The following is a 24,812-nucleotide window of genomic DNA, read 5'->3' on the forward strand; positions in this document are numbered from 1 at the left end:
GGCATGATCGGGTCATCGGCCTGTCATGTGGGTGTGTTTGGGCAGCCGATCGCACCTGTCTCCGCTGCCGATGATGCCCATGCTCTGGATCCTGCTGCTGTCACTGTTGCTGCTCACCTGGTTGCTGCTCGCTTCAGGTCGCTGGGCATGGTGGAAGGCAGGTCTGATGTCGCTGCTGCTGCTGGCGCTCAGTGCATGGTGGTTGATCAACAAACTCTCCGGCGATGGCCTGAATGCAGCCACCCTGTACCACCTCGGCGCGGACATGGAAGGCGCCGGCGTCTCCGACTTCAAGGGCTACATCGCCGGCTTCATCGCGCTGGCGCTGCTGTCACTGCTGCCCCTGTTCACCCCCCGGATCAAGCGTTGGCACCACACCGCGCACGGTCGGGGCGTGTTCGCCGGTTTCCTGGCGGTGTGGGTGCTGGCGATCGGGGTCAGCCCGCTGTACCGCGACGGCCAGCGCCTGTACCAGCAGATGCGGCCGGTGGACTACAGCATGGTGGCGCCCGAATACCGCGTGCCGCAGCAGCCGCTGCGCAAGCCACGCAACATCGTGTGGATCTACGGCGAAAGCCTGGAACGCACCTATCTGGATGAAGCCACCTTCCCCGGCCTGATGCCGAACCTCAACCGCCTTGCCGGCCAAGCGCTGGATGTGCGCGGGCTGGTCTCGGCCGAAGGCGGTGGCTGGACCATCGCCGGGCTGGTGTCGTCGATGTGCGGCGTACCGCTGACCACCGCGCAGGGCGATGAGAACAGCATGGACCGCATGGGCAGCTTCCTGCCCGAGGCGGTGTGTCTGGGTGATTACCTCAAGCAGCAGGGTTACACCAACCACTACCTGGGCGGTGCCAATGGCCTGTTCGCCGGTAAGGGCCAGTTCCTGGCCACGCACGGCTTCGACGCGGTGGACGACCTGGCCTGGTTCAAGCAGCAGAAGATCGCCCGGTCGCACTTTTCCACCTGGGGCGTGCATGACGATGTGCTGCTGGACAAGGCGTATGACCGCTTCATGCAGCTGTCCAAGGCGGGCCAGCCGTTCATGCTGACCACGCTGACGATGGATACCCACCACCCCGCCGGGCATCTGCCGGTGGCATGCAAGCGAACCCGCTATACCAGCGACTACGGCGATATCGGCCTGCTCAATGCGCTCAAGTGCACCGATGGGCTGATTTCCAAGCTGGTCGACCGCATCCAGGCCAGCCCGTATGGCGACGACACCTTGATCGTGATCGCGTCCGACCACCTGGCCATGCCCAACGACCTGAGCCACATACTGGCCAAGCAGAAACGCGAAAACATGCTGCTGTTCCTGGGCAAGGATATCGCCCCGCGCCAGCTGGACGCGCAGCACGGCTCCACGCTGGATTCGGGCGCCACGCTGCTCAGCCTGATCGAGCCGGAGATCGGCGAAATCGGGTTTGGCCGCTCGCTGCTGCAGCCCGAGCGTCCCGCCAGCGCCAGCGCGGCGGTGTTCCGCGATGACGGCAGGGACTTCCCGCGCTACCTGGCCTTCTCGCGCTCGCTGTGGCTGGGCGACAAGACCCGCCAGCTGCGTATCGACGAAGAGAACCAGGTGGTGATCGGCCTGCAGCATGTGCAGCCGCCGGTGCTGCTCGAATACGACAAGCAATGGGACCTGAAATCGGTCTACCTGGAAAACACCTCCAAGCAGTTCGACCTGGCCGATCCGGACAATACGCTGGCCTATGTGGACCGCTGCACCGCCTTCGAAGACGGTTCGGCCGATGGCGACTGGTGCGCGATGTTGGTCAACCGCGACAGGGGTATCAAGCTCTACCGCGACGACCAGCTGCGCGAGGGCTTCGCCGTCGATGCGCCGCTGGACCCGTTCAACGGTCCACGCCCGAGTATCCGCCAGGCGCACATGATCACGCAGAAGGGCCGTCGTACCCGTGCCGGCCAGTACATGCTGCAGTTCGTCGCCAAACAGTCGCCTGATCGCGGCTTCTGGATCGAAGCGGTGTCGTCCAAGCGCAAGGTGGTGGTCGCCCAGCAGTGGGTGCAGCCCGATGCGGAAGGGCGTATCAGCGTTCCGTTCGGCCTGGACCATGAAGTGGATGATCTGGAGATCCGCGCGTGGTTGAACCACGCGGAGAAGCTGGCCGTGGACAACTTCGCGCTGATCCCGTCACGTCGCGGCAACCGCGGCTGATCGCGGCAGCGCGGACCTCGCGGCTGCCTGATTCTGCGATGCCACGCACACCCCGGGTCCAGTCAGGTCGGCACAATCGTGCGCCGGCCGATGTCGATCCGGGGAGGCCCTCATTCTGCTGCCATTGCAGGCCGCAGGTCGCCTGGCGACCGCGTCCTTCGCTGCCGCCGGCGCACCGGACGCAACGCAGCACCGCTGCGTTCCCGTCCAGCTGTACAACACGACATCGCACCCTGCGACGGATCGCTGCCGACCGGATGCCCCGCTGCCGCACACGTTGACGCGGCTCCTGCGCCGATGCCCACTGCTGCCGTCGGAGCTCGCCCTGCTGGAAGCCCGTCTGCTGGCCCTGCTGGTCGACGCAACACCGGATGAGCTTGCTGCGCACCTTGCGCAGGCCGTACGGGACACACCCGTGGCAGGGCGCCGGTCTGCGCTGTTGCAGGCCATGGCCGGTTGGCAAGCGGCACCCTCGCCTGCGCAGGATGCGTGGCACCGGGAGTGCACGCAGGTGGTCGCTGCCATCGTCAGCGGCCTGGGCCGCCTGCAGTGCCGGCGTGCTGCGGGCATCGCCCTGCACGGCATCGCCAACCTGGCACTCGGGCCGCAGGGCGCCCAGCTGCTGGCCTGGACCCAGCAGGCCAGTGCGCTGCCCCGCGTCCTCCAGGAGGGCACCGCGCTGCCCTGGCTGTGCTGGCTCAGCCAGCTTCCGCTGCCGACGTTGCGCGGCGGTGCCTGGGTGGAGCCGTTGATCGCGGCGTTCCCCACCTGGCTGGAGGCACTGCTGCAGCAGGCCGGTGCCGCGCACGCGGCCCTCCACGCTCAGCTGCAGTTGCCCGCCTCGCCCCTGCGCCTGGCGCTGCTCGCTACCGCGTGGGCACTGTGGTTCCAGCAGCGCCCGGGCGATCGGCCCGGCACGCGCACCGGGCAACGGATTGCCACGCTTCCAGGCGTGCTGGAAAAGCTCGACCTGCTCGGCACCGGCGCACGTCGTCTCTGTACGCCCGTGGCTGACGCCACGGCGCTGGCGCCACCGGCGGCGGCGATACAGCCCGAGCGCGCTGCCGCGTCGCGGGCGGATACCACGCGCCTGCTGGCACCGACCCTGCCGGTTGCAGTCGCTGCGGCGGCGGTGCTTCCTGCCCTCGCCGCTGCGCACCCGCAGCGACGCACGGTGGCCGTCTTCGGTACGCTGGCGGCGGCGGCACTGGGGGGCGGCCTGGTGGCCTGGTCGCGGAATCCGTCGCCTGCCGTCGCGACGGCGGGCAGGACGCCACGCGCGGTTGTGCACACCCGCGCCGCGTCGAGCGGCTCCAACATCGGGCCACGCGACGATGCAGGCCTGCAGGACCAGGCAATGCTGCTGGAGGCGTTGTGGACGCTGCGCGATACCGCCTCGGCGGCCGGGACCGCGAGCCTCCCGGAGCACGCGTTCGCACCCGTCGAAGGTTCGCCGTTTGCGTTGGCCGTGCGCGCGGTCCGCCAGCAGTTGATGTGGCTTTACCGGCAGGACGATTTCCTGCAGACCCTGTACGACGAACGCACTCCCCCTTCTTCGCTCGTGGTCGCCAATGGCAGCCTGAGCGGAACGCGTGCCACCTCCGGCATGCGGGTCGTGCTGCATGGGCAGCCGGATGCGCCAGAGCGCATCCTCTGGTCCCCTCCCACCAATACGATGTTGAACGACCTGCAGCGCACCGTGCGCGAGGCGGGCGGCTGCTTCGACAACGCCGTCAGCGCGCGCCTGGCCTGTGCACTGGGCTTCTATCTCGACCAGGACATGCACGAAGCCGAGTACGCGCCGGCCCGGCTCGACCCGCTCATCCAGCGCCTTGAGCACCGCCTGCAGCAGCAGCCGGACGGACACATCCGCGCGACCAACGAAACCAGCACGCTGTTGCGGTTGAAGCAGCAGGTCCACGCGCTGAAGGCGATCCCGATCCGCGGCATGGAACCCACATGGTCCAGCTGGCGACCGGATCCCCGCTCACACCTGGGCCACAACGCCGCGCTGGCACGCAGCGTGCTGCTGCAGCTGTCGCAGCACCCGGAGGTGATCGCGCTGTGCTGGCATCACCATGTGGATCCCACCCAGCTGGAGTATCCCGCGCACGGCCCGGTGCGTGCCCGTGCCCTCCCGGGCACGCGCATGGCGACGTTGTTCGAGGCCGGCCAGCCACCGGCAGTGCTGGCCCCGCTCGACACGATGCTGCGCGGCATCGCCACGCTGCTGCACGCGCCGGTGCGCTCGGACGGTCGGCTTCGGGTGCCGGAAATGCTGGCCTACTACGCCGCGCCGCTGCCTGCCGTGCCGATGGACGATGCGCAGTTCGACGAGTGCCTGGCCGCGCTCGACCGGCAGCTCGCACCCACGCATCCAGGCATCCCCGCAACCGCGCGGCTGGAGGTCGAATGGGACGACCGCAGCGACTCCCCGCCACAGCAGGATCACCAGCGCCTGCTGGATCGGTTGTGGGAGCGCTTCGACAGCGCACCGGCCACGTGGGACGACGCGCTCGCGCACCAGGGCCTGGTACCCGCCGACGGGTCGCCACTGCATGCCGCATGGCAGGCCGGGCAGCAGCGGCTGCAGCAGGTGTTCGAGCAACCCGGGGTGTGGCTGGCGATGCGACAGGCCAATGCGACCTTCCATTCCCTGCGCGTGGGCGCCGACGGCATCACCGCACGCGTGCGCGGCTCGGGTCGCAGCGTGGTGATCGCCGACGGCCTGACCGACCCGCTACCCGGGCTGCTGCTGGACCAGCTCGACGCCTTGTACCGGATCACAGATCGCCTGGGGCGCTTCTCTCCCGGCACAGCCGTGCCCCTGATCAACGCGCTGCAGTTCCATGGCGCGCTTCCCGCCCCTGCCCAGCTGCCGTGCCCAGCCCCGGTAGCGTGCACCCAGGCGCAGCTGCTGGAGGCCATCGCCCGTGTGCACGCTAGCTGGCAGCGCCGCGCCGCCCCGCTGCCGCAGTGGCGGCAGGCCAGCAACGAACTCCAGGACCTTGGCCGCTTGCTTGCGCGGCGCGCCGATGCGGCCACGGTCGTCCATCGCCCCGCGCTGGGCACCGCCACGGCAACCACGCTGCAGGCGGCCCTGCCGGCATTCGCGCGCCTCATCGCGGACCCGGCGATGCTCGAACTGCTCCAGCGCGAGCACCTCCCTCCACGGTGGATGTCGGTGGATGCAGACGGATCGCTGCGGGTGCAGGACGCGGCAGGTACGCTGCACCTGTTCAACCAGACCCGGTTACTGGACGCGCTGCCCCTCGTACCCTGGGGCGCACTGCGCGAGGTGGCCGGCCAGCTGGGCGGCGTGGTCCGTTCCGACGGCCGGGCCAACGCCTCTGACGTACTTGCCGTACATGGTGGCTGTGGGCCGCGCGAGGCCGGCCACCTAGATGGCCCTGCGCGATGCGTGGAACGCCTGCTCGGCGAACTGAGGCTGGGCATGCGCGCCGACCTGCTGCACGCGGCGGACACGTTGGACGCAGCCGACCTGGACCAGGTAAGGCAGACCACCACCGGGTTCCTCGCCCAGCGCGCGCCTGGCGAACAGACGCTGCTGGAGTACCTGGCCCGGCCCCTGCTGCAGCAGGGCGAGATGGCCCTGGACCAGGTGCACCGCGCCAGCCACTACGTGGCCGCCATGGCCCGCACCCCGCGTGCGCTCGCCCTGCAGGCGGCGTTGCTGCGGGACCTGGGCTGGTACACGGGAAGCGATGGGGCACCGACCTCGCCGACGCTGCTGGCCAGCCTGACGCGGGTGGCGATCGTGCTCGACCTGGGCCCGCCGTCGGATCGCGATGCGCGCGTGCTGCTGGGCTACCGCCTGCACAAGTATCCCAACTGGGGGCGCACCTTTGCCCAGATACGGCTCGATTTCCACGACTACCTGCGGAGCATGGGCCGCATTCCTGCCTCGCTTCTGGACATGGCATGCACGCTGGCCCTGCAGGACCACGCGCCGGAGCTGCTGGCCGACGACGTGCCCGCCAACCTGGTGTATGGAAACACCATCGCCTCGATCAACTTCGTCAGTGGCGTGCACCTGGCCGAGCGCCTGCGGCGCGGCCTCTCGCAGCAGATGCGGTTCAGTGAGCTACTCACCCTCTCGGCCGAGCTTGCCGGGGACGGCGCGGCACCCGACCTGGTCAGGCAGCTGACCCTCGACGCACGCCGCCTGCCGACGCTGGACTGGTATGTTTACCGGCAACTGGAACAGCACGCCGCGCTTTCCTCGCCGCTGTCGCCGAGCGCACGCATCGAGGCCGCGCTGCGTGCGTTCGATAAGCGTGTGAGCGACATCGAACAGGCCATAGGCGATGTACTGGCGCCGCTGCCCTACCGCATGCCGCTGGTGGAAGCCGAAATCCGCCGGGTATTCCCACGCTTCCCTGGGGTGCTCGCCGACCAGCCGTGGAACTCCACGGAATTCCGCCTGTGCAATGACGACAACCATTTCGGACGCAGCTTCCCGTTCCATGAAATCGTCGCGGCCGGTGTGCTGCGCGGCGGGGCCGCGGCGTGGCGGCCGTGCCGCACCTTCGTTCCCGACTCCCCGCTCAACCAGGCCCAGGGCAACCCCCGCTACGAAGCGGCGCTGCAGACCGCTTACGCGCGGATGAAACCGGGCCTGGCCCGGCTGGCTGATATCAACGCGCGTTACCAGAAGCGCTTCGATGCTTACTTCCGCAAGGCCCGACGCGGCTACGGGGTGCTGATCGAGGAGGCGTTGTACCAGCGCCCCGAGGAAGAACGCGCGGCCCTCCTGCGCGGAGATGTGCAGGTGTTCACCCTGCGCACCCACGAACCGGAGCTGGAGGCGGGGCAGGAAACCCGCAACGACACCGATCCCTACCGGGGCCGTTTCGGCGTGGTGTACACGCTGACGCTGGCCGGGCAGCCGCGCCACTTCCAGCTGTTCCCGCTGCAGAGCCGGATCCTTCCCCTGCAGCTGGAAGGCGCGCTGCCGCTCGGCGGTGCGCTGCAGAACCGCAAGGTGCGGCTGCGCAGCGGCAACGTCGCCACGGTGCAGGTGCGCCGTGGCACCCCGTTGCCGGTGGACTGGGAGGCCTACGCCTCGGACAGGGCACCGGAAGCGGGGCGCTCCTCGGACGTGATCGTCGAGCCGCTGCTGGCGCCGCCGCCGGGCGGCGGCACCGCGCCGCGCTCGCCGTTCCATGCCCTGGTCCACCCGGTGCAGGAGGGGTTTTTCTGGCTGGACGCTGCTGCCTTCCGTCGCGAAGGCTGGGCACCCACCAGTTTCGAGGACCACCTGGACGACGCGCCGCTGTGGCTGAAGGCAGTGGACTTCGTCGTGCCGTTCGTCGAAAACGTCCGCCGTATCTCCTCGAAGGACCGCAACGAGTTCGCGATGGCCGCCTTCGGGCTGTACCTGGAATCGATCATCGTGGTCGGACCGGTGATCGGCGGCGTGGCCAAGGTACTGATGCGGCCCGGCCTGAAGATGACGATGCCGCGCTTCGCCGAGCTGTCGCGGGTGCTGGGCCGGGGCACGCTGGATGCACTCAATCCTGCCGCGGGCAGCGTGGCACTGGTGCGGGTAGGCGTCAGCGTCGTGCAACGCACTGCGCGCGGCAACCTGCGCTTCCTGTGGTCGTTCCTGGACCCCAACCGCCCCCCGGCACGCGCCGTGGGCGTGCGCTGGGCCATGCGCGAAGGCATGGCCATTGCCAAGGAAGGCAGCTCACTGGCATCGCCGCTGTACGAGATCAAGGTACGCACGGTGGACGGCATTCCCGGCGCCATGGTGTCCCCGCCGCCGGTGGCCAGCGGCAGCCGCACCCTGCACCTGGTCGACCCGGCCACGCTCACCCTGTATGGCCCGGCGCTGCAGGAGCGGCTGGGCGAGGGCGGCGGTGCCGCCGGCATGCTGATCAAGGTCGGCGGCAGCCCGCGTACCCCGCATGTCTCCCCCGGCAAGGCGCTCAAACCGATCAAACAGGGACCCAAAGCGTCCGACGAAGACAGCGGAGACGAGCTGGCACCGCTGCAGCCTCCTGTCGTCCTGCTGCCCGATCAGGGCCCCCTGGGCGTGCCCGCGGCCCGTCCATGAGGCGGGCCGCGTCGTGGCATCACGGTGCCGGGGGCGGGGCCGGATCGCGCACCAGGTGGATGTCGGTCGGCGACGACAGCGCGATACCGGCGGCGGCAAACTTCTGCAGCATCGTGAAGTACAGATCGCTGCGTACGCCATACACCGCGCGCGGGCCGGAGGTATAGGCGAAGCTGTTGATCGCCACCTGGCCGTTGGCGATGGAATCGATGAACACCGACGGCGCCGGGTCGGCCAGTACGCCCACATGGTCGGTGTATGCATCCAGCAGGGTCTGCCGCACCATCGCCACATCGGTACTGAGCGGCACGGTGAACTGGATCTGGATGCGCCCCTGCGCATTGCCCATCGTCATGTTGCGGATGGTCTTGGTGATCAGTTCGGAGTTGGGCACGATCAGCGTGGATTTGTCGCCCACCTGGATCTCGGTGGAGCGCACGTTGATGCGCCTGATGTCGCCTTCCTGGTCACCGAGCTTCACCCAGTCACCAATCTTCACCGGTCGCTCGGCCAGCAGGATCAGCCCGGAGACGAAGTTCTGGGTGATCGCCTGCAGGCCGAAACCAATACCCACCGACAGGGCGCTCACGACCAGCGCCAGTTTTTCGAAGCCGATGCCGAGTGCGGTCAGGCTCCACAGCACCGCTGCGATGATGCCCAGGTAGCGGGTCACGGTGCTGATCGAATTGCGCGCGCCCGCATCCAGCTCGGTCTTGGGCAGGTAGGTGTCGGTGAGCCAGCGCTGGAACGCCTGCATCACCGCCCAGACCAGCAGGAAGGCCAGCACCGCGTACAGCACGCTGCTGGGCTTTAGCACCAGGTTGTCGCCGAGGCTGATGCCCTTGGACAAGGTGTCCAGTCCGCCATACAGCGCGCTGAGGTTGCCCAACGGCGCCGTCAGTGCCATCACCGCAAGCAGGATCACGCAGATGCGCAGCCCGGCCGAGAGCAGCACGCCGGCCTGCACCACCCGCGATTCGCTCAGCCCGGTGGTCAGCAGCACGGTGCGGCCGACGCTGCTGGTCGGGCACAGCAGCCATGTGGCCAGATCGTCGGCGAACTTCATCAGCAGCGACGCCGCCAGCAGCACCACCGCGCCCCAGACCAGCTGCTGGGCCACGAACAGTGCCAGGTTGAGGTAGCCCAGCAGCGTGGCGATCACCGCAGCGGCCACCACGATGTGCCCGGCCAGCCGTGCGACCACGATCCAGCCGCTGCGACGCGGCGGGCCCTTGGCCTTGCCGTCCGATTGCGCCTGTGCTTCGAGTTTTGCCTCCGCCTCGTCGGTCTGGCGCCGGTGCAGGCGCGCCAGCGAGACCAGGATGGCGATGATGAGCGCCATGTAGGTGATGGCGATCAGCCCGTCCACCGCCACAGTGGTGATTGCACTGGTGCGCGCGGCGCGGTTGAGCGCCATCAGCACGATGCTGATCCAGGTCAGCGCGGCGGCGCCCCACGCGTACTTGCGCAGGCGCCACGCGGCGGCGTCATCCAGGTTGAGCAGGCGCCACGACGGGCGCTTGGGCACCAGCAGCGCCGCACTCAGCGCGGTGATGAAGGCCGCGATATAGGTGGCCACCTGGATGCTGAACACCACTTTTTCCAGCCGCGGTGGAATCGCTCCGATGGCATCCAGCGCGCCGAAGAACACCACGCAGGCCAGGCCGGGCAGCATCGTGCCCACCACCAGCAGCCACACCGCCAGGCCGGAGCGGCGCAGGCGACCGTCCGGGGCCCGTTCGGACTGCGCATAGCGGCGCCCGGCCGCACGCAGCCACAGGCGCAGCGGGAAGAACAGCAGCAGCGCCACTGCCAGGCCGGTCAGCGGCGCGGTCCAGCCATGCTGCGCGATCGCCTTGCGCGCCGTGGTTTCGGCCTGCCGGTAAATCTGCCCCAGCTCCTGCAGGTCGGCCGGCACGTCACGGGCGAATTTGCGCCACAGCGAGGGCGACAGCGGTGAGTTGACCTTGCGGGCCAGGTCCTCGCTGAGCTGGGTGACGCGCATTTTCTCGATATCCGCGCCCAGCTGCTTGGCATCCACCGCGAGCAGCTTGGCCCGCGCAACGGCAGCGGCAATATCGGCACGCTGCTGGGTCAGCGACCTGCGCTGCTGGGCCACTTCGCGCGCTTCCACGGTGCCTTCCGGCACCGTGCCCAACTGGGTCAGGCGGGTATCGAGCTGGTCCAGCTCCGGCTGCAGGGCGGCCTGCGCATCGTCGGCATCGCGCTGCACGGCCATGGCCCGTTCGAACAACGGCGTGAGCGTCTCGCGGGTCTCCGCATCCGGCAATGCGGTACGGATCGCCTTGAGTTCTTTGTCGGCCTGGTTGAGCTGGGTCTTGGCCTCGGCTGCCGGATCGTCAGGCGCCTGCGCCCAGGCCCCGGGGGCCATGCACAGCCAGGTGAACAACAACAGACCGGCCAGCGGCCGCAGCAGGGGGAAACGATGACGGAAGGACAAAACCAGCACCCAGGGTTCACGCGGACATGCCGGGGACTATAAACCGGGCCTCGTTCACACCGGGTATGCAACTCAGTACTTCAGGCGCAGCTCCTCGACCTGCGGCTGCAGGGCCGCGTACCAGTCCTGGAATTCCTCCTCGCTGATCTCCTCCGGCGCATACACCGCGATCTCGTCCCACGCATGATCGGTCGGCAGCGGTTGGCGCGGGCCGGCCCGCAGCGAGTACGTCACGCCCTCGTGGTCCACCACATCGTCCACCGTTTCCCACTGTGCGCGGGCGAAGCCGCTGTCGCTCTTGAGCAGGATCACCTGGTACATCCGCACCTCCATTGAACGGGTCCGGGCCAGCATAGCGCCGCGTCGGCGCGCCCGGCATGACGCCGCCACAGCGTACCGTTCCAGCGCGCGTCGCGGCTTCACTCCGCCATGGCGGCGGCCCGGGCATGTTGGCCACCACCTCTTCGACGATGCCCACATGACCAGCCACCCCGACCTGAAGACCGTTGCCGACCTCAAGCTGCCGCGCTACCTGGGCACCTGGTACGAAATCGCCCGCCTGCCCATGAGCCACGAGCCGGTCGACTGTACCGATGTAACGGCCAACTACACCCTCATCGACGATGGCCACGTCGCCGTGGTCAACAAATGCCGCGTGGACGGTGAGATCGAAGAAGCCCACGGCGAGGCCTGCCCGGTAGACAAGGATCCTGCCCGGCTGCAGGTCACCTTCCTGCCCAAGGGGCTGCGCTGGCTTCCGTTCACCAAGGGCGACTACTGGATCATCCAGGTCGCCCCGGACTACAGCGTGGCGCTGGTCGGCAGCCCGGACCGCAAGTACCTGTGGCTGCTGGCGCGCGAGCCGCACCTGGATGCCACCACCCAGGAGCATTACCTGGCGCAGGCGCGCCAGCAGGGCTTCGACCTGACGCCGCTGATCCACACCCCGCAGACCGGCCACCCGACTGCCTGATCCCCAATGGACCTCAAAAGCGGGTATCCCTTCTGGGCGGTCAGCAACGGGCTGATGCACGCCTTCCCACCGCTGCGCGAGGACCGGAGCTGCGACGTGCTGGTGGTGGGCGGCGGCATCAGCGGCGCGCTGATCGCCAACGAGCTGTGCGCGCACGGCCATGACGTTGTGCTGGTCGAGCAGCGCGACATCGGCTGGGGCAGTACCTCCGCCAGTACCGCACTGCTGCAGTACGAAATCGATACGCACCTGGTCGACCTGGCCAGGCAGTACGGAGAGCGCGATGCGGTGCTGGCCTACCGCGCCTGCGCCGAGGCGATCCCGGCGCTGCGCGAGGTGGCCGCCGGTTTCCGCGGCGTGGATTGCCAGCCCATGCAGAGCCTGTACTACGCCAGCAAGCGCCGCCACCGTTCGCCCCTGCAGGACGAGTACGCGCTGCGGCACAAACATGGTTTCGAAGTGCGCTGGCTGGATGCCGACGCCGTCCGTGCCGACTATGGCATCGCCGCGCCGGGAGCGATCCTCAGCGCGCTGGCGGCGCGCGTGGACCCGTACCAGCTCACCTACCGGCTGCTCATGCGGCTGGCCAAGACCGGCTGCGCGGTGCACGACCGCACCGTATTGCACACGCTGCAGCCCACCGCGCGCGGGGTGACCGCCACCACACCCGAGGGCCTGCGCATCCGTGCGCGCCACGTGGTGCTGGCCACCGGCTATGCCGGCCAGCGCTGGCTGAAGCAGAAGGTGGCCCGCAACCGCAGCAGCTACGCCTTCATCACCGACCCGATCGATGCGGCGGCACTCGGCCCACTGGTGGACACCATGGTGTGGGAGTCCGCGCGGCCCTACCTGTACATGCGCAGCACCGGCGACCACCGGCTGCTGGTCGGCGGTGAGGACGACGCAGTGGATATCCCGGCGCGGCGCGACAGCCGGGTGGCCGGCAAGACCGGCACCCTGCTCAAGCAGGTGGCCAGGCTGTTCCCGCACCTGCCGCTGCAGCCGGCGTTCTCCTGGGGCGGCACCTTTGCCGAAACCGAAGACGGACTTCCGTTCTTCGGCCCGCACCCGCAATGGGGGCCCCGGGTGCTGTTCGCGATGGCCTACGGCGGCAACGGCATCACCTACTCGATGATCGGCGCGGGCCTGCTGCGGGCCCGGATCGAGCGCCGAAAGCACCCGCTGGCGGGCCTGTTCGGGTTTGAACGGCTGGGTTGAATGCGGCGACCCACCGTTCCCACGATGGTTCCCCTTGCATGCAGGGCCACGACAGGCATCATTCAAGCAACGGCTGCTAGCGTCAGCGCTGTCGGCCGCCTTGCCTGCCCCGGAGCTTCCCATGATCCGCCCGCTTTCCCTGCTGCTGTGCCTGTTGGCCCCTGGTGTCGCGCTGGCGCAGTCCGCTGCCGGTGCCACCGGCCCGCAGTCGGCGACCGATCTGGACCTGTCGGTGCCGCAGAAGCCAATGCAGTACCTCAACGATCCCACCCTGCGCGGTGACCCGCCCGGCACCTTCTATGGCGACAAGAGCGGCCGCCGCGCGCTCCCGCGCGATGGCGCGGGCAACGGCATCGCCGAGATCGCCGACGACAAGCTGCGGGTCAACGGCAGCATCACCACCGGCATCGGCTACGCCAAGGGCTTTGGCAACACGCACTACAACGCGGCCGAGTTGAACCTCAACAAGAATTACACCAACGACGACGGCAAGACCCGCAACATGAACCTCAACATCCAGATCAGCGAGGGCAAGGGCCCTGGCTTCTATGGACCGTATGGGGGCGGTTACGGGTACGGCCGCGGCTACTGGGACGCCGCCGGTCCCGGTCCGGTGGGCTGGTAACCGGCTGCATTTTGCGTCCTGCAGGCGAGGCTCAGTCGAACCAGCCGTCGCGGCGGCTGCTCAGCACCCGGCCATCGTGACCGCTCATGCGCACGTCCACGCGCTGGTTGCGGGCGTTGCGTGCTTCCAGCGTCCAGGTGGCGCCGTCACGCTCCACCGATTCGATGTGGGTCAGCCCGGCCTTGCCGGCCAGGGTGAGGATCTTCCCGGCATCGAGCAGGGCACGGCCATCGCGCGGGTCGAAGATCTCGCCCGTGGCCGGGTCGATGATCACATCGTCGACACTGCCGTCGGCACGGGTGACATCGGCTTCCCACACGCCGTCGTCGCGCTCCAGTTCGTGCACCTGGGTGTAACCGGCAGTGCGCAGCTTGGCCTGCACGTCGGCAGCGGACAGATCGGCAGCGAAGGCCGGGGCGGTGGTGAAGGCGGTCGCCAGGGCGGCGGCAAGGATCAGCTTGTTCATGGGGGAGTTCCTGAAAGAGGCACCGGACCATCCCGGCGCCGCAAGTCTGGCAAGCGCGCTTAAGCGAAGCATGAGCCCGCCTGTCAGGAAACGTTTAAGCGCCCCGCGTATACCGTAGGCAGCCTTTTTCCTGACCGGCTTGCCATGACCGCCCTGTCGTTGCTGCTTCCCCTGCTGTTGACCGCCACCGCGCAGGACCCCATGCGGGTCCTCGATGGCGGTGTGCGCCAGCAGCAGGCGGTGCGCCAGGCGGTCGAGCAGGGTCGCTACGTGCCCCTGAAGTCCGTGGTCCAGGACGCCCTGCGCCGCTATCCCGGCCAGCTGCTGGAGGTGGAGCTGGATGACGGCAGGTACGAGATCGAGATCCTCGGTGCCAATGGCGTGGTGATGGAGCTGGACTATGATGCAACCAGCGGCCGCCTGCTCAAGATGGAAGAGGACTGATGCGACTCCTGCTTGCCGAGGACGATGCCCTGCTCGCCAGCCAGCTGCAGCTGCTGCTTGAGGATGCCGGCTACGTGGTGGTCCACAGCAGCGAGGGCATCGATGCGGAGTACCAGGGCCAGGTGGAGGACATCGCCGCGGCGATCGTCGACCTTGGCCTGCCCGGCCTGGACGGCCTGAGCGTGATCGAGCGCTGGCGCGAGGCTGGGCGCGATTTCCCGGTGCTGGTGTTGACTGCGCGCACGCGCTGGCACGACAAGCTGGCCGGCTTCGACGCGGGCGCCGATGACTTCCTGACCAAACCGTTCCAGCCCGAAGAACTGCTGCTGCGGCTGCGCGCGTTGATCCGCCGCAGCGCCGGCCATGCCAGCCCGCGCCTGCAATGCGGACCGCTGCGCCTGGACGTCAACGCCGGCCGCTTCGAACTGGACGGCGTGCTGCTGCCGTTGAGCCCGCAGGAGCACCGCATCCTTAGCTACTTCATGCACCACCCGGACGTGGTGATCAGCCGCTCGCGCCTGGGTGAGCATGTGTACGAGGCGGGGTTCGACCCGGATTCCAACACGCTGGATGTGTTGATCGGGCGCATCCGCCGCAAGCTCGGCAGCACCCTCATCCACACCCATCGCGGCCAGGGCTTCCGGCTGTCGGCGCAGCCATGAACACCCGCTCGCTGCGCAGCCGCCTGCTGCTGGCCGGTGGCCTGGGCATGGTGCTGGTTTCGGCATTGGCCACGTGGTGGCTGGGTGCCATGTACGAGCGTTCAGCGCGTACCGCGATGGACCAGCAGCTGGGCAAGGACCTGATCGCGGTGCTTGCGCTGGTGGAAACCGATGCCCAGGGAGGCATGCAGGTGCGCGGCGAGCTGGGCGACGAACACTATCGGCGGGTGTTCTCCGGCGCGTACTGGCAGTTGCAGGACGCGCAGGGCCATCCGCTTGGGCAATCGCGCTCGCTGTGGGATGAGACGCTCGCGGTGCCGGCCACGCTGCGCACCGGGCCGGCCCAGGCGCTCGACATCACCGGCCCGCTGCAGCAGCCGCTGCGTGCGCTGGCCCAGCAGGTCACCCTGCCCCGCGCAGGCACCCCGTTGCAGGTGGTGGTGGCCACCGACCGCAGCCAGCTCGACGCGCAGGTGACGGCGTTCCGCCAACGCACCGCGCTGGCGTTGATCGTGCTGATCGCGCTGTGGTTCGCGGTGCTGGTCACCCAGGTGCATTACGGGCTGCGTCCTCTCGCGGAACTGGGGCGCATCGCCGAGCAGGTGCGTAATGGCGAGAACGTGCGGTTTCCGCAGCAGGGCCTGGTGAAGGAAGTCGCGCCGTTGGCCGGCGAGCTCAATGCGCTGCTGGACCACCACGGCCGCATGGTGCTGCGTGCACGGCGCAGTGCTGAAGACCTGGCGCATGCGTTGAAGACCCCCCTCACGGTGCTGACCACCGAGGCGGCGGGCGACGGCGCAGACTGGCGCAGCACGCTGCGCAGCGAAACCGCACGGATGCAGACCAGCATCGACCGCTATCTTGCCGTGGGTGTCGCCGCCGATCACCAGCAGCGCACCCCGGTGGCACCGGTCATCTCGGCGCTGTGTTCGCTGATGCAGCGTGTTTATGCCGAGCGCGAAGTGGTGTTCGCCTGCGACGCGGAAGCGGTCGGCGTGTTCGCCGGTGCACGCGAGGACCTGGAAGAGATGCTGGGCAACCTGCTCGACAACGCAGGCAAGTGGGCCGCGCAGCGGGTGGAGGTTACGGTGGCCCACGCTGGAAACCGCCTGCGCATCGAGGTCAACGACGATGGCAGTGGCCTGCCGGACGCCGATCTGGAGCGCGTGCTCGGCCGTGGCGTACGACTGGACCAGCGCGCGCCCGGCAGCGGCCTGGGCCTGGCGATCGTGGCGGACATTGCCGAGAGTTACGGCGGCAGCCTGGTGCTGCGCAATGGCGCGCCGGGGTTGCAGGCGATGTTGACGTTGCCAGCGGGTTGACGACCCGACGGGCGATGTTGACGTCGCAAGCGGGTTGGCGGCCCGACGGGTGATGTTGACGTCGCCAGCGGGTTGACGGCCCGACGGGTAGCGCCGACTGTTAGTCGGCTGCCTTTGGCGACAGACAACCAACGCCCGGATCCCGCGCTTCGCGCGGCAGCCGACTAACAGTCGGCACTACCGGGCTGAGCAGCCGACTAACAGTCGGCGCTACCGGGCTGAGCGCTACCGGGCTGAGTGCATCCACCAGCAGTCGATGGCATCCAGCACGATGTGGATGATCAACCCGATTCCAAACAACCGCGTCTTCTTCGGTACACACAGTCCCGCATACACCGCGATGGCCGGGGCGGTATGCAACGGATGAAAACCGATGCTGCAGCGGTTCGGCGCATAGATCGGATCTGCCAGCAGATGGTCCAAGTCGATGATCCAGCCCAGCAGCAGCAGCGCCCAGGCCGACAGGAACCGCTTGCGCCAGAACATCCACGCCAGCAGGGCCGGCACGGCCGCGTGCAGGAACAGATGGAAAAGAGCGCGGCTGCTCATTGAACAGCCGCGCCATGCGCCTTGAAGCGGCGCTCGCCGATCAGAGCAGCGGCTCGTCGGACAGGTAGGTGTAGCCGGTCAGGCCCGCTTCCAGCGCCTCGGACAGCTCCTGCGCGCGTTCCGGCGACAATCTTGCCGCCGCCACCCGCTCGGCATAGCTGGCGCGGAGGTCGGCCAGGCTGTAGCCCACGTAGTCCAGCATCACATCGGTGGTGTCGCCGCGCCGCTGCTGGGTGATCGCGTACCCATCGGCGTCGGCCCGCACTTCCACCGCGTCGGTATCGCCGAACAGGTTGTGGATGTCGCCCAGGATTTCCTGGTAGGCACCGACCATGAAGAAGCCGATACGGTAGCTTTCGCCCGGCCGTACCGCATGCAGCGGCAGCGAGGTATCCAGGCTCTCGTTCTCGACATAGGTCTTGACCATGCCGTCCGAATCGCAGGTCATGTCGGCGATGATGCCGCGGCGCTGCGGCTGCTCGTCCAGGCGCTCGATCGGTACGATCGGGAACACCTGGTCGATCGCCCACGCATCGGGAATCGACTCGAACACGCTGAAGTTGACGAAGTACTTGTCCACCAGCCGCTCGTTCAACTCATCCAGTGCCGGGCGGTGGCTCTTCTCGTCATAGCTCAGGCGTGCACGCACGGCATGGGCGATGGCGTAGAACAGGTCATCGATGCGTGCCCGCTGCGGCAGGTCGATCTGGCCCAGCGCATAGCTGGACAGGCCTTCGGCATGGAAGTGCTGCGCTTCCTGGAACAGCTCCACCGCCGGGCGCTGGTCCAGGTCGTCATGGATTTCGCGCAGGTGGCGGATCGCGGCCGGCTCGTCGTCGTGCTGGTCGGGCACGCGGCCTTCCTGCGCTTCTTCGACTTCGGACACGTTGGCGATCAGCACCGCGTGGTGCGCGGTCATCGCGCGGCCGCACTCGGTGACGATCCGCGGCGGGGTCAGGCCGTGCTCTTCGCAGGCATTGGCCAGCGGCTGCACGATGTTGCCGGCATACGAATCCAGCCCGTAGTTGATCGAGCAGAAGCTGCGCGAACGGGTGCCTTCGTAATCCACGCCCAGCCCGCCGCCCACGTCCACGTGGGTGATCTTCGCGCCCAGGCGCGACAGCTCCACGAAGTAGCGGGTGGCTTCGCGCATGCCGTTGGCGATGTCGCGCACGTTGGAAATCTGCGAGCCCATGTGGAAGTGCAGCAGGCTCAGGCAGTCGGCGTACTCGGTGTCGCGCAGCGACTTCCACAGGTCCAGCAGCTGGCGCGGGGACAGGCCGAACTTGGCCTTGTCGCCGCCGCTGTTCTGCCACTTGCCCGCGCCCAGCGAGGCCAGGCGCATGCGCACGCCCAGGCCCGGCTTCACGTCGAGGGCCTTGGCTTCCTCCAGCACCAGCTTCAGCTCGGAGGGCTTTTCGATGACGATGAAGGTCTGCAGGCCCAGCTTGCGGCCGATCAGGGCCAGGCGGATGTACTCGCGGTCCTTGTAGCCGTTGCAGACGATCAGCCCGCCCGGACGCGACAGCGCCAGCACCGCCATCAGCTCCGGCTTGCTGCCTGCTTCCAGGCCAAAGCCTTCACCGTGGTGGCTGGCGAGGGTGCCGGCCACGCCACGGTGCTGGTTGACCTTGATCGGGTACACCGCCGTATAGCCGCCGGCGTAGTCCCAGTCGGCCTGGGCCTGCCCGAAGGCGGCCTGCAGCTTGCCCAGGCGCTGGCCCAGGATGTCCGGGAAGCGCACCAGCAGCGGCAGCTTGGCCCCGGCCGCGCGCGCGGCGTCCACCACCTCGGGCAGGGACACCACCGGGCCGTCCTGGCCAGTCGGTCTCACCACCATGTGTCCTGCCTGATCCACGTCGAAGTAGCCATCCGCCCAATGCGGAATCGAGTAGGTCTTGCGGGCTTGGTCGAGGGACCAATCGGTCATTGCAGTCGGCCTGGTTGGTAAAAAAGGGGGTGCATGATAACGCCTATATGGCGACAGCTCCGTTATCATGCGCGCCCGCGCCCGTGCCCAGGTTGAAACCTGAACGGGCCTGCCCGGCTCCATCCCCCTCCGAACAGGACCGTTATCCCATGACTGACAACAACAACTGGTACATCGAGCATTTCGAGCGCACCGGCTCGGCCATCGGCTACCGCCTGAAGGGCAAGCTGGATGAAGTGCAGTCGCCGTTCCAGAAGATCGAGATCTTCGCCACCACCGACTGGGGCAACCTGATGACCATCGATGGCGCCATCATGTTGACCAGCAAGGACAACTTCTTCTATCACGAGATGATCAGCCACCCGGTGCTGTTCACCCACGCCGCCCCCAAGCGCGTGGTGATCATCGGCGGCGGCGACTGCGGCACCCTGCGCGAGGTGCTCAAGCACCCGGGCGTGGAGAGCGTGACCCAGTGCGACATCGACGAGCAGGTCACCCGCATGGCCGAGAAGCACTTCCCGGAACTGTGCGATTCCAACGATGACCCGCGCGCCGAACTGATGTTCGACGACGGCGTGGCCTACATGGCCAACTGCCCGGCCGGCAGCGTGGACGTGGTGATCGTCGATTCGACCGATCCGGTCGGCCCGGGTGAGGGCCTGTTCAACAAGGCCTTCTACGAGAGCTGCTTCAAGGCGCTGAAGGAAGACGGCATCCTGGTGCAGCAGTCCGAATCGCCGCTGATGCAGCTGGACCTGATCAACGAAATGCGCACCGAGATGGGCAAGGCCGGCTTCCAGTCGTTCAAGACCCTGCCGTTCCCGCAGCCGTGCTACCCCACCGGCTGGTGGAGCGTGACCCTGGCGCGCAAGGGCCAGAGCAGCTTCGACTTCCGCCAGTCCGATTCGGCCTCGAAGAGCTTCGACACCCTGTACTACACCGCCGCGCTGCACACCGGCGTGCTGGTCACCCCGCCATTCGTGCAGGCTGCACTGAAGGGCTGATCGGACCACAGGAAAAGAAAAACCCGCGCTGTCACCAGCGCGGGTTTTTCATTCCGGTAGGTATCGACCGTTGGTCGATACAGGCCTCAAAGGGCCCAGATTCCCGCGATCACCAGCAGCACCAACCCCCACTTGATCGCGTGGTAGGCGAACGCGCTCTTTGCGCGCAGCGCCTTGGCCTTCAGCCGCACCTTGTACAGGCCACCGAAAGCCTTGTTGACTCCGCCGGTCGGGTCGCCTGGGAAGTTCGGCGAGGCGCCGCCGGCCAGCAGCGTCGACGCCACCGCGCGGTTGAACAGGCCCGGCAGGCCGAAGCGCAGCGGGCGGGCGATGTCGCAGAACAGGATCACCCGGTCCGCATCGGTCTCGTTGTGCGCGTGGTGGATGTAGGTTTCATCGAACATCATCCACTCGCCATCGCGCCAGCTCTTGCGGATGCCGTCCACCTCGATGTAGCAGCGGTCATCGTTCGGCGTGGCCAGTCCCAGGTGCAGGCGCAGCGAACCGGCGAACGGGTCGCGGTGCGGGCGCAGCTCGCTGCCGGGCGGAAGTTGGGCGAACATTGCCGCGCGCACGTCCGGGATCGACTCCAGCAACGCCGTGGTCTTCGGGCACAGCTGCTTCGCCGACGGGTGCGACGGGCCGTACCACTTCAGGTAGAAGCGCTTCCAGCCGCGGCGGAAGAACGAATTGAACCCCGCATCGTTGTAACTGCTCGACGCGGCGATCTTTTCCGCATCGCGCAGCGCCAGCGCCTCGTCGCGGATCATCTGCCAGTTGTCGCGCAGCGGCTGCAGCTGCGGGAACGACTGGCCCGGATCCAGGAACGGCGTGGTCGGCACCTTCGAGAAAAAGTACATGACCACGTTGATCGGGGCCATGAAGCTGGAATGGTCGAGCAGCTGGCGCGACCAGCGCGCGCGCACCTTGCCGCGGTAGTGCACGTACAGCACGCATGCCACGAACAGGGCCACCACAATAATCTTGATCATCAAGCATCCACCGGCCGCTGCCGGACGCCCATACGGGCCAAAAGAGGGGGAGAGCCGGGCGCGACGGAGACGTGCCGTCAGGTGCGGTGCTGCCGCGCAGGCCGTGTTCAACACCGCTATGGTCCGCACCCTTCCTGTCCCGGTCAAGCCGGTCGGACGGGACGTTCATGCCCACCTGTCGAAGCGCCTCAGGACGGCCGTGGGAACGAGGGATCGTCTCAGGCAGCGGGCAACCATATGCAAGTCATTGATTTTGAATGTTTATCCATGGAACCAGGCGCTGCGCGCCGCGTGAACGCGACAAACTGTTCCACCCCCGGTTATGACATTTTTCCGACAAAGGGTGGTTTGGTGTACTCGCGAGTACTAAAATTAACGAAATCATCACCCTCCCCCATTCAGCAGCACCGGTACGCCTGACGCTTTGCGCCGACCGCCGGGTCGCCCCAGAACGTCATGAATACAATCGTTGCTTCGTGTGTCGACGACACCGCCCCCGCCGGGCTGCTCAAGCGCGGCGAACGCCTGCTTGAACCCGATGTCTACCGCACCTGCCTCAATGGGCAGCCGGCCGTGGTCAAGGACTACACCCGCTATCGCGGCACCCCGCTGTCGCCCATCGCCCGCCTGCTGGTCCGTCGCGAGGCCCGCATCCTGCAGCGCCTGGCCGGCTGGAAACACGCCCCGGCCCTGCTCGGCACCATCGGTGGCCTCGCACTGGGCATGGAGTTCATTCCCGGGCAGACCCTGAGCGCGGCCCAGTCGGTGGGCATCGAAGTGTTCGAGCAGCTGCAGTTCGCGCTCGAGCGCCTGCACGCGGCCGGCATCACCCATAACGACCTGCACGGCACCAACGTGATGGTGAACGGCAACGTGCCGGTGCTGGTGGATTTCACCTCGGCCTGGCGCAGTCCGCGCTGGCTGCCGGTGCACCCGGTATCGCGGCAGCTGCGTCGCAGCGACCGCAAGAACCTGCTGAAGATGCGCCAGCGCCTGACCGGCACCCGACCCAGCGCCGCCGAAGCGGCCCAGGTGGCCGACCCGCGCTGGGTGGCCAGCGTGCGGGTGGCCTGGAAGCGTTTCTACCGGTGGTTCAAGGGTTAAAGCGCGTCGGCGTCCAGTTCGCCGGTGCGGATCCGCACCACGCTGCCCAGGTCGTAGACGAACACCTTGCCGTCGCCGATCTTGCCGGTGCCGGCCGCCTTGACGATGGCTTCCACCACCTCGTCGACCTGGCCGTCGGTGACTGCCACCTCGATCTTCACCTTCGGCAGGAAATCCACCACGTACTCGGCGCCCCGGTACAGCTCGGTGTGACCCTTCTGGCGCCCGAAACCCTTGACCTCGGTCACCGTGATCCCGGTGACACCCCGTTCGGCCAGCGCTTCGCGCACGTCATCCAGTTTGAACGGCTTGAGCACCGCCATGACCATCTTCATCTGTTGGCTCCTGTCTTCGCGGCAGAGGATAACGCCTGTCCCCCGGTGAACGCGATGCACCCGCTTCGCACCGCTCCCTGCGGTGCGGATTATCCTTACCCGTGAAGCCTGGCCCGCCTGATGGTGGTTGCGGCCTGCCACGCCGAGAATTTCCCCACACGCGGAGACCCCATGATTGACCTCAACCAACTCGATGATCTGGCGCGCCGCCTGAGCGACATGGTCCCACCGGGGCTGCGCCAGTCGCGCGAAGAACTGCAGGCCACCTTCAAGAGCGCGCTCCAGGCCGGCCTGGGCAAGCTGGACCTGGTGACCCGCGAAGAATTCGACGTACAGCGCGCCGTGCTGCTGCGCACCCGCGAGAAGCTGGAAGCGCTGGAGAAGACCGTGGCCGCGCTGGAAGCCGCCGCCCAACCGCCGGCCGAGCGCCCGGCGCCGTAAAAAGGAAACACGATGAGCCTGGCGCTGGTGCACAGCCGTGCCCGCGCCGGCGTCCACGCGCCCGCGGTCCGGATCGAAGTCCTCCTCTCCGGCGGTTTGCCGCATACCCAGATCGTCGGCCTGCCCGAAGCGGCGGTGCGCGAGTCGCGCGACCGGGTGCGCGCCGCGCTGGTCTGTGCCCAGTTCGAATACCCGCAGCGGCGCATCCTGATCAACCTGGCCCCGGCCGACCTGCCCAAGGAAGGCGGCCGCTTCGACCTCGCCATCGCGCTGGGCATTCTTGCGGCCAGCGACCAGATCGACCGACAGCTGCTGGCCAACTACGAATTCCTGGGCGAGCTCGCCCTGACCGGCGAGCTGCGTGGCGTGGACGGTCCACTGCCCGCGGCCATCGCGGCAGCGGAGCTGGGCCGGACGCTGATTGTCGCCAGCGCCAACGGCGCCGAGGCGGCGCTCGCCCAGCATGCGGATGTCCGCGTAGCCCGGACCTTGTTGGAGGTGTGCGCCTCGCTGGAAAGCCGCTCGCTGCCACGGGCCGTGCCGGCGCCGGTGGTGCCGCTGGCGGTGCCCGACCTGCGCGACGTGCGTGGCCAGCAGCAGGCGCGCCGCGCACTGGAAGTGGCCGCTGCTGGTGGGCACCACCTGCTGTTGCTCGGCACACCAGGCTGCGGAAAGACCCTGCTGGCCTCGCGCCTGCCCGGCATCCTGCCCGATGCCAGCGAAGCCGAAGCGCTGGAAACGGCCACCATCGCCTCGTGCAGTGGGGCTGGCATCGACACCGCCCGCTGGCGCCACCGTCCGTACCGCGCGCCCCACCACACCGCCAGTGCCGTGTCGCTGGTTGGCGGCGGCTCGTATCCCCGGCCCGGTGAGATCTCGCTGGCGCACAACGGCGTGCTGTTTCTGGATGAGCTTCCCGAATGGAGCCGGCACACCCTCGAAGTACTACGCGAACCGCTGGAATCGGGAACGGTCATGGTGGCCCGCGCCGCCCGCACCCACGCCTTCCCCTCACGCTTTCAGCTGGTGGCGGCGATGAACCCCTGCCCTTGTGGCTGGGCCGGCGACCGCAGCGGTCGCTGCCGCTGCAGCGGCGATGCCATCCAGCGCTACCGCGGGCGAATCTCCGGGCCGCTGCTGGACCGCATCGACCTGCATGTGGTGGTGCCAAGGCTGGAGCCGGGTGAGCTGCGCAGCGATGCACCGTGCGGCGAAGACAGCGCCACGGTGCGCAGTCGCGTGGTCATGGCGCGCAACGTCCAGCTCGAGCGCAGCGGCAAGGCCAACGCACAACTCCTGCCTTCCGAGCTGGATGCGCACTGCCGCCTGGAGGACAACGACCAGCACTTGCTGGAAGCCGCCGTGGAACAGCTGCAGCTCTCGGCCCGCTCGATGCACCGCATCCTGCGCGTGGCCCGCACGGTGGCGGACCTGGCCAGTTGCGACAAGATCACCACCGCCCATCTGGCCGAGGCCATCGGATATCGGCAGGTCGACCGGGGCGGAGCGGGCTGATTCGCCTTCAGCAGCATGACGGAGCCCACCGCGCGAACGCCTGGCCGTCCCGACCTCAATCCTTGATGACGAACCCTTCGTTGAGGCCCGGCACCTTTCGGAAGCGCCTGCGGAGCCGACGGTACAGTGCTGCCACGCACCACCTTGGCTGCCATGGCTGCTTCGCGGCCTTCGCGGTGCGTGCCTGCGCGGTCATCGCCCGTCTTTCCCGTTCCACTCCCGGTCCCATGCCTGGAACATCAGCACCGGCCAGAGGTGGGCGTGGTACTTCCGGTTGCCGCCGAGGAACGAGTTCCAGAGCGCGGACACAACCCGCTCATCGAGGATGCCGCGGTTGCGCATGGCAACCGGGTCCAGCAGTTCCTCGGCCCTGTCCCGCAGTGGGCCGTTGAGCCACTGCGCCACCGGTGCACCAAAGCCCTTCTTCGGGCGCCGGGTGTGGTGCTCCGGAAGGAAGCGCTCAAGGGCGCGCTTCAGCACGGCCTTGGTCTCGCCGCGGTGCTGCTT

20 protein-coding genes are annotated in these 24,812 nt (G+C 68.0%); 12 read left to right on the forward strand and 8 right to left on the reverse strand.

Translation table 11 applies throughout. The features are described from left to right. Positions 1 to 79 precede the first annotated feature (79 nt). Together KVS69_RS12620 and KVS69_RS12625 are read left to right on the forward strand one after the other, a co-directional pair. Positions 80 to 2,182, forward strand: coding sequence for a phosphoglycerol transferase I (locus KVS69_RS12620; protein ID WP_217538327.1), 2,103 nt, complete (start codon positions 80 to 82; stop codon positions 2,180 to 2,182). A 277-nt stretch (positions 2,183 to 2,459) separates the two neighbouring features. Then, positions 2,460 to 8,264 carry a hypothetical protein gene (locus tag KVS69_RS12625; protein ID WP_217538329.1) on the forward strand — a complete coding sequence of 1,935 codons (5,805 nt, stop codon included), beginning with the start codon at positions 2,460 to 2,462 and terminating at the stop codon, positions 8,262 to 8,264. 19 nt (positions 8,265 to 8,283) lie between these two features. On the opposite strand, the gene KVS69_RS12630 is transcribed toward KVS69_RS12625, so the two are convergent. Then, entirely contained in the window at positions 8,284 to 10,656 is a 2,373-nt protein-coding gene (locus KVS69_RS12630) for a DUF3772 domain-containing protein (protein ID WP_217538346.1), read from the reverse strand. Between the two features lie 141 nt (positions 10,657 to 10,797). Next, a complete protein-coding gene (locus tag KVS69_RS12635) occupies positions 10,798 to 11,046 on the reverse strand; it encodes a hypothetical protein (protein WP_068854856.1) in 249 nt (82 codons plus the stop codon). Positions 11,047 to 11,203: 157 nt separating this feature from the next. Here KVS69_RS12635 and KVS69_RS12640 point away from each other — a divergent pair, with 157 nt between their 5' ends. From KVS69_RS12640 to KVS69_RS12650, 3 genes are all read left to right on the forward strand, one after another. After that, positions 11,204 to 11,698, forward strand: coding sequence for a lipocalin family protein (locus KVS69_RS12640; protein ID WP_184125929.1), 495 nt, complete (start codon positions 11,204 to 11,206; stop codon positions 11,696 to 11,698). A gap of 6 nt (positions 11,699 to 11,704) precedes the next feature. Then, positions 11,705 to 12,916 (forward strand): FAD-dependent oxidoreductase, encoded by a 1,212-nt coding sequence (locus KVS69_RS12645; RefSeq protein ID WP_217538332.1) that lies wholly within the window; start codon positions 11,705 to 11,707, stop codon positions 12,914 to 12,916. Positions 12,917 to 13,037: 121 nt separating this feature from the next. Further along, on the forward strand, positions 13,038 to 13,541 hold the full coding sequence (locus KVS69_RS12650) for a hypothetical protein (protein ID WP_068854323.1): 504 nt from the start codon (positions 13,038 to 13,040) through the stop codon (positions 13,539 to 13,541). A gap of 31 nt (positions 13,542 to 13,572) precedes the next feature. On the opposite strand, the gene KVS69_RS12655 is transcribed toward KVS69_RS12650, so the two are convergent. Then, positions 13,573 to 14,007: a PepSY domain-containing protein gene (locus KVS69_RS12655; protein ID WP_210131239.1), complete on the reverse strand. Its 435-nt coding sequence runs from the start codon at positions 14,005 to 14,007 to the stop codon at positions 13,573 to 13,575. A gap of 201 nt (positions 14,008 to 14,208) precedes the next feature. Between KVS69_RS12655 and KVS69_RS12660 the strand changes: the two genes are divergently transcribed. The 3 genes from KVS69_RS12660 to KVS69_RS12670 are packed head-to-tail and all read left to right on the forward strand — an operon-like array spanning position 14,209 to position 16,435. Then, positions 14,209 to 14,451: a PepSY domain-containing protein gene (locus KVS69_RS12660; protein ID WP_345776807.1), complete on the forward strand. Its 243-nt coding sequence runs from the start codon at positions 14,209 to 14,211 to the stop codon at positions 14,449 to 14,451. After that, a complete protein-coding gene (locus KVS69_RS12665; protein WP_068854324.1) occupies positions 14,451 to 15,113 on the forward strand; it encodes a response regulator transcription factor in 663 nt (220 codons plus the stop codon). The genes KVS69_RS12660 and KVS69_RS12665 overlap by 1 nt, the downstream gene beginning before the upstream one ends. Beyond that, positions 15,110 to 16,435 carry an ATP-binding protein gene (locus KVS69_RS12670; protein WP_217538336.1) on the forward strand — a complete coding sequence of 442 codons (1,326 nt, stop codon included), beginning with the start codon at positions 15,110 to 15,112 and terminating at the stop codon, positions 16,433 to 16,435. Before KVS69_RS12665 ends, KVS69_RS12670 begins: the two co-directional genes overlap by 4 nt. A gap of 225 nt (positions 16,436 to 16,660) precedes the next feature. On the opposite strand, the gene KVS69_RS12675 is transcribed toward KVS69_RS12670, so the two are convergent. Both KVS69_RS12675 and speA read right to left on the reverse strand, forming a co-directional pair. Beyond that, the gene (locus KVS69_RS12675; RefSeq protein WP_093532734.1) at positions 16,661 to 16,984 is read right to left on the reverse strand and encodes a DUF6122 family protein; all 324 of its coding nucleotides are present in this window, start codon (positions 16,982 to 16,984) and stop codon (positions 16,661 to 16,663) included. A gap of 40 nt (positions 16,985 to 17,024) precedes the next feature. Next, on the reverse strand, positions 17,025 to 18,914 hold the full coding sequence (speA, locus tag KVS69_RS12680) for an arginine decarboxylase (protein ID WP_217538337.1): 1,890 nt from the start codon (positions 18,912 to 18,914) through the stop codon (positions 17,025 to 17,027). A gap of 149 nt (positions 18,915 to 19,063) precedes the next feature. Here speA and speE point away from each other — a divergent pair, with 149 nt between their 5' ends. Continuing rightward, complete coding sequence (speE, locus tag KVS69_RS12685) at positions 19,064 to 19,918, forward strand: polyamine aminopropyltransferase (protein ID WP_068854328.1); 855 nt, start codon at positions 19,064 to 19,066, stop codon at positions 19,916 to 19,918. Between the two features lie 86 nt (positions 19,919 to 20,004). Here the strand turns inward: speE and KVS69_RS12690 are convergent, their stop codons facing one another. Beyond that, complete coding sequence (locus KVS69_RS12690; RefSeq protein WP_176472607.1) at positions 20,005 to 20,910, reverse strand: aspartyl/asparaginyl beta-hydroxylase domain-containing protein; 906 nt, start codon at positions 20,908 to 20,910, stop codon at positions 20,005 to 20,007. Between the two features lie 456 nt (positions 20,911 to 21,366). Here KVS69_RS12690 and KVS69_RS12695 point away from each other — a divergent pair, with 456 nt between their 5' ends. After that, positions 21,367 to 22,014: an RIO1 family regulatory kinase/ATPase gene (locus KVS69_RS12695; protein WP_217538339.1), complete on the forward strand. Its 648-nt coding sequence runs from the start codon at positions 21,367 to 21,369 to the stop codon at positions 22,012 to 22,014. On the opposite strand, the gene KVS69_RS12700 is transcribed toward KVS69_RS12695, so the two are convergent. Next, entirely contained in the window at positions 22,011 to 22,349 is a 339-nt protein-coding gene (locus KVS69_RS12700; protein ID WP_068854331.1) for a P-II family nitrogen regulator, read from the reverse strand. The two genes, KVS69_RS12695 and KVS69_RS12700, sit on opposite strands and share 4 nt — an antisense overlap. 171 nt (positions 22,350 to 22,520) lie before the next feature. Between KVS69_RS12700 and KVS69_RS12705 the strand changes: the two genes are divergently transcribed. Together KVS69_RS12705 and KVS69_RS12710 are read left to right on the forward strand one after the other, a co-directional pair. Further along, the gene (locus KVS69_RS12705) at positions 22,521 to 22,790 is read left to right on the forward strand and encodes an accessory factor UbiK family protein (RefSeq protein WP_068854332.1); all 270 of its coding nucleotides are present in this window, start codon (positions 22,521 to 22,523) and stop codon (positions 22,788 to 22,790) included. A gap of 12 nt (positions 22,791 to 22,802) precedes the next feature. Then, the gene (locus tag KVS69_RS12710; protein WP_217538341.1) at positions 22,803 to 24,305 is read left to right on the forward strand and encodes a YifB family Mg chelatase-like AAA ATPase; all 1,503 of its coding nucleotides are present in this window, start codon (positions 22,803 to 22,805) and stop codon (positions 24,303 to 24,305) included. 192 nt (positions 24,306 to 24,497) lie between these two features. On the opposite strand, the gene KVS69_RS12715 is transcribed toward KVS69_RS12710, so the two are convergent. Next, positions 24,498 to 24,812: asparagine synthase-related protein (locus tag KVS69_RS12715; RefSeq protein ID WP_217538343.1), on the reverse strand; the 315-nt coding region annotated here is incomplete at its 5' end.

This window comes from Stenotrophomonas sp. GbtcB23 (assembly GCF_019091045.1).
GTDB classification, from domain to species: Bacteria; Pseudomonadota; Gammaproteobacteria; order Xanthomonadales; family Xanthomonadaceae; genus Stenotrophomonas; species Stenotrophomonas rhizophila_A.

Coding starts and splice junctions, on each gene's coding strand:
- KVS69_RS12620 (WP_217538327.1), top strand. CDS start 80: ATGCTCTGGATCCTGCTGCTGTCACTGTTGCTGCTCACCTGGTTGCTG.
- KVS69_RS12630 (WP_217538346.1), bottom strand. CDS start 10,656: ATGGCCCCCGGGGCCTGGGCGCAGGCGCCTGACGATCCGGCAGCCGAG.
- KVS69_RS12635 (WP_068854856.1), bottom strand. CDS start 11,046: ATGTACCAGGTGATCCTGCTCAAGAGCGACAGCGGCTTCGCCCGCGCA.
- KVS69_RS12640 (WP_184125929.1), top strand. CDS start 11,204: ATGACCAGCCACCCCGACCTGAAGACCGTTGCCGACCTCAAGCTGCCG.
- KVS69_RS12645 (WP_217538332.1), top strand. CDS start 11,705: ATGGACCTCAAAAGCGGGTATCCCTTCTGGGCGGTCAGCAACGGGCTG.
- KVS69_RS12650 (WP_068854323.1), top strand. CDS start 13,038: ATGATCCGCCCGCTTTCCCTGCTGCTGTGCCTGTTGGCCCCTGGTGTC.
- KVS69_RS12655 (WP_210131239.1), bottom strand. CDS start 14,007: ATGAACAAGCTGATCCTTGCCGCCGCCCTGGCGACCGCCTTCACCACC.
- KVS69_RS12660 (WP_345776807.1), top strand. CDS start 14,209: ATGCGGGTCCTCGATGGCGGTGTGCGCCAGCAGCAGGCGGTGCGCCAG.
- KVS69_RS12665 (WP_068854324.1), top strand. CDS start 14,451: ATGCGACTCCTGCTTGCCGAGGACGATGCCCTGCTCGCCAGCCAGCTG.
- KVS69_RS12670 (WP_217538336.1), top strand. CDS start 15,110: ATGAACACCCGCTCGCTGCGCAGCCGCCTGCTGCTGGCCGGTGGCCTG.
- KVS69_RS12675 (WP_093532734.1), bottom strand. CDS start 16,984: ATGAGCAGCCGCGCTCTTTTCCATCTGTTCCTGCACGCGGCCGTGCCG.
- speA (WP_217538337.1), bottom strand. CDS start 18,914: ATGACCGATTGGTCCCTCGACCAAGCCCGCAAGACCTACTCGATTCCG.
- speE (WP_068854328.1), top strand. CDS start 19,064: ATGACTGACAACAACAACTGGTACATCGAGCATTTCGAGCGCACCGGC.
- KVS69_RS12690 (WP_176472607.1), bottom strand. CDS start 20,910: ATGATCAAGATTATTGTGGTGGCCCTGTTCGTGGCATGCGTGCTGTAC.
- KVS69_RS12695 (WP_217538339.1), top strand. CDS start 21,367: ATGAATACAATCGTTGCTTCGTGTGTCGACGACACCGCCCCCGCCGGG.
- KVS69_RS12700 (WP_068854331.1), bottom strand. CDS start 22,349: ATGAAGATGGTCATGGCGGTGCTCAAGCCGTTCAAACTGGATGACGTG.
- KVS69_RS12705 (WP_068854332.1), top strand. CDS start 22,521: ATGATTGACCTCAACCAACTCGATGATCTGGCGCGCCGCCTGAGCGAC.
- KVS69_RS12710 (WP_217538341.1), top strand. CDS start 22,803: ATGAGCCTGGCGCTGGTGCACAGCCGTGCCCGCGCCGGCGTCCACGCG.